The 4597-nt window shown below is 64.9% G+C and carries 8 protein-coding genes; 6 read left to right on the top strand and 2 right to left on the bottom strand.

Annotation, left to right across the window (positions count from 1 at the left end):
- Together P9M14_05260 and P9M14_05255 are read right to left on the bottom strand one after the other, a co-directional pair.
- Positions 1-401: DUF2190 family protein (locus P9M14_05260; protein MDP8255136.1), on the bottom strand; the 401-nt coding region annotated here is incomplete at its 3' end.
- A gap of 31 nt (positions 402-432) precedes the next feature.
- On the bottom strand, positions 433-1527 hold the full coding sequence (locus P9M14_05255) for a hypothetical protein (GenBank protein MDP8255135.1): 1095 nt from the start codon (positions 1525-1527) through the stop codon (positions 433-435).
- Positions 1528-1694: 167 nt separating this feature from the next.
- On the opposite strand from P9M14_05255, the gene P9M14_05250 reads away from it, so the two are divergent.
- The 6 genes from P9M14_05250 to P9M14_05225 are packed head-to-tail and all read left to right on the top strand — an operon-like array spanning position 1695 to position 4509.
- Complete coding sequence (locus P9M14_05250) at positions 1695-1898, top strand: DUF350 domain-containing protein (protein ID MDP8255134.1); 204 nt, start codon at positions 1695-1697, stop codon at positions 1896-1898.
- Between the two features lie 46 nt (positions 1899-1944).
- Complete coding sequence (locus P9M14_05245) at positions 1945-2286, top strand: NlpC/P60 family protein (protein ID MDP8255133.1); 342 nt, start codon at positions 1945-1947, stop codon at positions 2284-2286.
- A 2-nt stretch (positions 2287-2288) separates the two neighbouring features.
- Positions 2289-2552, top strand: coding sequence for a hypothetical protein (locus P9M14_05240; GenBank protein MDP8255132.1), 264 nt, complete (start codon positions 2289-2291; stop codon positions 2550-2552).
- Positions 2549-2800 carry a hypothetical protein gene (locus P9M14_05235; GenBank protein MDP8255131.1) on the top strand — a complete coding sequence of 84 codons (252 nt, stop codon included), beginning with the start codon at positions 2549-2551 and terminating at the stop codon, positions 2798-2800. Before P9M14_05240 ends, P9M14_05235 begins: the two co-directional genes overlap by 4 nt.
- Complete coding sequence (locus tag P9M14_05230; GenBank protein ID MDP8255130.1) at positions 2793-3206, top strand: hypothetical protein; 414 nt, start codon at positions 2793-2795, stop codon at positions 3204-3206. Before P9M14_05235 ends, P9M14_05230 begins: the two co-directional genes overlap by 8 nt.
- On the top strand, positions 3190-4509 hold the full coding sequence (locus P9M14_05225; GenBank protein ID MDP8255129.1) for a terminase family protein: 1320 nt from the start codon (positions 3190-3192) through the stop codon (positions 4507-4509). The genes P9M14_05230 and P9M14_05225 overlap by 17 nt, the downstream gene beginning before the upstream one ends.
- Positions 4510-4597: the final 88 nt, after the last annotated feature.

The raw sequence follows: 4597 nt of genomic DNA, 5'->3' as shown, positions 1-4597 counted from the left end.
TCGGACGAGGCGGTGATGATCGCCCCGTTGGCCGCAGTCGAGGTGACCGGCGTCTCACCGGCATCCACACCGGCGGTGATCGTCGGCGCAGCGTCCAGCGCGGCCTCGGTCGCGGCCTCGATCTCGGCCGTCACCACGGCCGCCAGGGCCGTTGCCTTTACGCCCTTGCCGTTGGCGTCGGAGACCAGCTTGTCGCCCTTGACGACCGCCTCGGCCAGCTCCAGCACGGCCGTGCCGAGCACGATCGTCTCGCCGGCCTTGCCGTCGTCCGCGCCAAAGCGGGTGACGCCCAGGGACTTGGCGTCCGCGCCGCACACCGCGCCGTCAAAGCCCACGAAGCGGTTGGCAGGCACAGCCCCCGAGGCCGTGAACGGCAGGGTCAGGATCGGTCTGTATTGCATCTGTCTCTCCTGTGCCCCCTCGGTCGGGGGATTAGCGAACCTGCTGGGTCACGATCTCCAGCGCCTCGCCGTAGCTCTTGTCCGGGTGCTCGCTGCGGTAGCGCTCGACCTTGGCGTCGAGCTCCGCGCGCTCCTCATCCAGTTTGCCGCCCTGGGCGTTGAACTTGCTCAGCTCGGGCTCGGGCTGGGCTTTGGCCTTGGTGGCGATCTCCTTGAAGTTCACCACCTCGGGCAGGCTCTCCAGGAAAGCCTTGAAGTAATCGAGCGGGGACAGGTCCTTCTTCTCGTCCGAGAAGCTGAGCACCGCGACCTCGTCGCCGGCCTCGCTCTCGAGCTGCTCCATGAAGGCCACGATGCCCGCGTCCTTCCACGCCGGAGCCACCTTGCCCTCGGCCGCGAGCTTGTCGAAGAAGCTCTCCAGCTCGGACCGGCGGCCCTGGGACTTGAGCTTGGCCAGCTCGGAATCCTTGGCCTTGAGCGCCTCGGCCTGCTTCGTTGCCTCCTCCGCGAACTTCGCGGCCTCGGTCTCTTTCCCGGCTTTAAGCTCGGCCATCTGCTTTTGCAGGGCGTCGAGCTGCTCCTGTAAATCCATCTGTCCCTCCGTGTTTTCCGGGGGCACCCCGTTCCCTTGGGCATCCGGGGCGCCCCCGCTCCCCGGTTGGTTTTCCTGCTCGAACGAGTCGAAGCCGCCTTTGGCCTCGAGCTCGAAAACGTCGAATTCTCCCCCGTCACCGAACTTGACCGGTGCCAGGCCCTTGATCTGCGGCGTGGTCGCACCGAGGAAGGCGATGGCGCGCAAATACGGCCCCTTGCCTTCCAGGTCGCGCCAGATCTCGACCGAGCGCTTGGGGAACCGCCCGCCCTCGACCGCCTCACGGAACGCCTGCGGCACCTGCCGCGCACGGGCCAAAATCCCGTTACCCACGCGCTTGAGCTCGGTCACCCAGCCGTAGGACGGCTGCTCGGATTGATCGTCCTTGGAGTGGCCGAGAATCAGCGGAGCCTCGTGAACCGAGGCGTCATAGCGCGCGATCAGCGCGTCGATCTTGGCCGGATCGGACCAGTCGCCTTGGGGATAGCGGCCCAGCCTGAAGATCTCGAACCAGTTAGTTGCGTCCTGTGCCATCGCGCAAAAGCTAACAGGATTCTCAGCAGCTCATTGGACGCACCGGACGCACTGGACGCTATCTGCGGGGGCGTCCGCGATTATTCGTCCGGTACGTCCGGCACGTCCAAAACGTACTCGCCCGCCTGCCTAGAATGGGCGCGCAATGCACCGCTACGGAGGATTCAATGGGACTCGTCAGCTACCTGGTGGCCTGCCTGATCAGCGGCCTGCTGGCCGTTGTGCTGTTCATGGCCGCCTATCACATCGTCGATCGCGCTACGCCGGAGGTGGACTTTGTCGCTGAGATCAAGAACGGCAACCTGGCTGTTGGTCTTGTGCTCTCTGGCCTGTTTGTCGGCCTGGGCCTCGCCATCAGCGGGATCTTCTGATCCAAGGTGCGAGCGCCTCGCGGCCGAGCTCGAGGCCTTCCTCGGCGTGCCCTACGTTTGGGGCGGCGAGGATCGGGCCGGCGCCGACTGCTCCGGATCGCTGTGGTACGTCTGCCGCCGTGCGGGCTTCCACTTCCCGCGCACCACGGCGCGCAAGATGTGGGCGGTCTGGGGCGGAGCCGAGAAATCGGGCTGGCGTGAAAGCGCGCTCGGCGACCTGGTTTGGTTCACCTTCTCCGCGCGCCGTCCCTTCGGACACGTGGGCATGATCAAGGCCGACGGCGAATTCTACAACGCCAGCTCCTCGCGCCGCGCCTTCGTGCTCTCGCGCTTCGAGCCGGGCAACACCTACGACCGGCACTTTGCCGGCATCAAGACATTGGAGTGAGCATGGACGCAGTACAAGCGGCGTCAACCTTCGACATGGCCCTGCAGGTGCTCAAAGCCTTCGGCCTGCCCGGGATCATCCTCATCATCTGGTACTTCGACCACCGCAAGATCGACGCCTACCGCCAGATGGTTAAACAGGACGGGCAGCTTCTGGTCGAGATCCGCGACGCGCTGCTGATGTTCACGCGCGAAATGACGCGCCTGCAGCAGAAGGTCGACGACAACCAGTTCTGCCCGATGGTCAAACGGGAGACCCGCGGATGAACATGCGCGAGGAACGCCTGCGGCTGATGGGGCGGCTCCAGGAATTGCAGCGCGAGCTGAAGCGCCTGGAGAACGAGGCGGACGGCTACGTGATGACCATCCGCACCTATCTTCCGCCCTACAGCGACTTGGCCGACCTGGATCAGCTCGACGTGGCCGCCGAGAGCATGCGTCTGCTCGTAGCCTGTCGCAACAAGTGGCGCGAGGTCTCGTCCAAGGCCGAGGCCCTGGAGCGCGATCTTGGGTAAAACCGCCGCTTGGTACGACGAGGCCCAGACCCTCTTTGTGCGCGAGGGCCTGAGCCTGGCCGAGATCAGCCGACAGATCGGCGTCTCCGCGACCACGCTTTCCAAGTGGAAGGCCAAGGGCGATTGGGAGCGCCTGCGCAAGCGCTACCTCGAGTCCGAACGGCACTTCAGCCTGATGCTGCAAGAGCTCAAGTACAAGCTCGGCAAGAAGGCGCTTGAGACGCTGCACATCAAGACGATTTACGCCCTGGCATACCTGATCGCCTCAACCAAGCCCTACGCCCAGCGTGAGTTGAAAAAGATCGAGAAAGAGGAAACAGACCAGGACAAGCGCGACCTCTCGCCCGAGGAAAAGCAGCGGCTCCTGGACCGTATCCTGGAGACCGAGTATGGCATCAAGCGCTAATCCCTACATCCTCCTACCCTGCCAGCGCCGCTTCATTGAGGATTCGTCTCAGCTCTGCCTATGGCTGGCCACACGCCAGGCCGCGGGCAAATCTTTCGCCCTGACCCTCAAGCACGTGATCCGGCGATTGCGCAAGCCCGGCGTCTCGCTGATCCTCTCGGCCTCCGAGCGCCAGAGCCGCGAGGACATGCAGAAAGTCTATTCCCATCTGCGCGTGCTTGAGGCGATGAACGACGAGCTGTTCGAGGCTGAGGCCCTGGGCAAGACCGAGTGTCGGCTGGCCAACGGCTCGCGCATCATCTCACTGCCCGCCAGCCCGGACACGGTGCGCGGCTTTACCGGAGACGTGGGCTGGGACGAGGCCGCATTTTTCAAAGAGGGCCGCGCGCTGTGGCGCGCGATGTATCCGACGATCACCCGCGGCTACAGCATGGACATGGTCTCCACGGCCAACGGCAAGCAGAACGTGTTTTACGAGTTGTGGGAGCACAACGCGGCCTTTGCCAAGCACCTCACGACGATCTACGACGCGATCTCCGAGGGCGCCAAGGTCGATTTGCAGAAGCTGCGCGCCGGGGTCAACGACCCCGACACCTGGGCCCAGGAGTTCGAGTGCCGCTTCATCGACGAGGCCACGGCGCTGATTCCATTCGAGCTGCTCGACAAGTGCGAGGCGTCCGAGCCGATCCTGCTCGATCCCGAGTCCTGGCCGCGCGGCGGCGAGCTGTACCTCGGCATGGACGTGGGCCGCCGCCGTGATTTGACCGTGATCTGGACCAAGGAAAAGCTCGGCGACGTGTATTGGACGCGCGAGCTGTTGACGATGTTCCGCGCGCCTTTCAGCGAGCAACGGCAGGAGCTGTTCAAGCGCCTGGCCCGCGTGCGCCGCGCCTGCATCGACGCCTCCGGCCTCGGGATGCAGATCGCCGAGGAGGCCGTGCAGGCCTTCGGCTCCTATCGCGTCGAGCCGGTGACCTTCACCTCGTCGGTCAAGGAGGATTTGGCCTTCCGCGTGCGCCGTCTGATGGAGGACCGCCTGCTGCGGATCCCGCCCGACAGCGAGCTGCGCAGCGATTTTCACGCGGTGCAGAAGACGACCACCGCCGCCGGGCACTTTCGCTTTGACGCGGCGCGCTCCGACGCCGGTCACTCGGACCGCTTTTGGGCCTGCGCCCTGGCGCTGATGGCCGGCAAAGGCGAGCAGCTCGTAGTCCCCAACCCCGTGACCCGCGGTCGGCGCGAGTCGATTAAGCTGACGGAGAGATTCAATGTCCAAAGAACTTCTTGGCGAGCGGGCTACTAGAGCCACATCCGCCTACGAGATGCGCAGCCTGCTCGGGCTGCTGCCCAATCCCGATATCGTTCTGCGCCGCGCGGGCAAGTCGATCACC

The organism is Candidatus Alcyoniella australis, assembly GCA_030765605.1.
GTDB classification, from domain to species: Bacteria; Lernaellota; Lernaellaia; order JAVCCG01; family Alcyoniellaceae; genus Alcyoniella; species Alcyoniella australis.
Note: the sequence above shows the minus strand (reverse complement) of the source record. Positions and strands in the feature narration are given on the sequence as shown.

Bases quoted from the DNA above. Each gene is read 5' to 3' on its own strand.
- P9M14_05225 (MDP8255129.1), top strand. From the start codon at position 3,190: ATGGCATCAAGCGCTAATCCCTACATCCTCCTACCCTGCCAGCGCCGC.
- P9M14_05240 (MDP8255132.1), top strand. From the start codon at position 2,289: ATGGACGCAGTACAAGCGGCGTCAACCTTCGACATGGCCCTGCAGGTG.
- P9M14_05255 (MDP8255135.1), bottom strand. From the start codon at position 1,527: ATGGCACAGGACGCAACTAACTGGTTCGAGATCTTCAGGCTGGGCCGC.
- P9M14_05235 (MDP8255131.1), top strand. From the start codon at position 2,549: ATGAACATGCGCGAGGAACGCCTGCGGCTGATGGGGCGGCTCCAGGAA.
- P9M14_05250 (MDP8255134.1), top strand. From the start codon at position 1,695: ATGGGACTCGTCAGCTACCTGGTGGCCTGCCTGATCAGCGGCCTGCTG.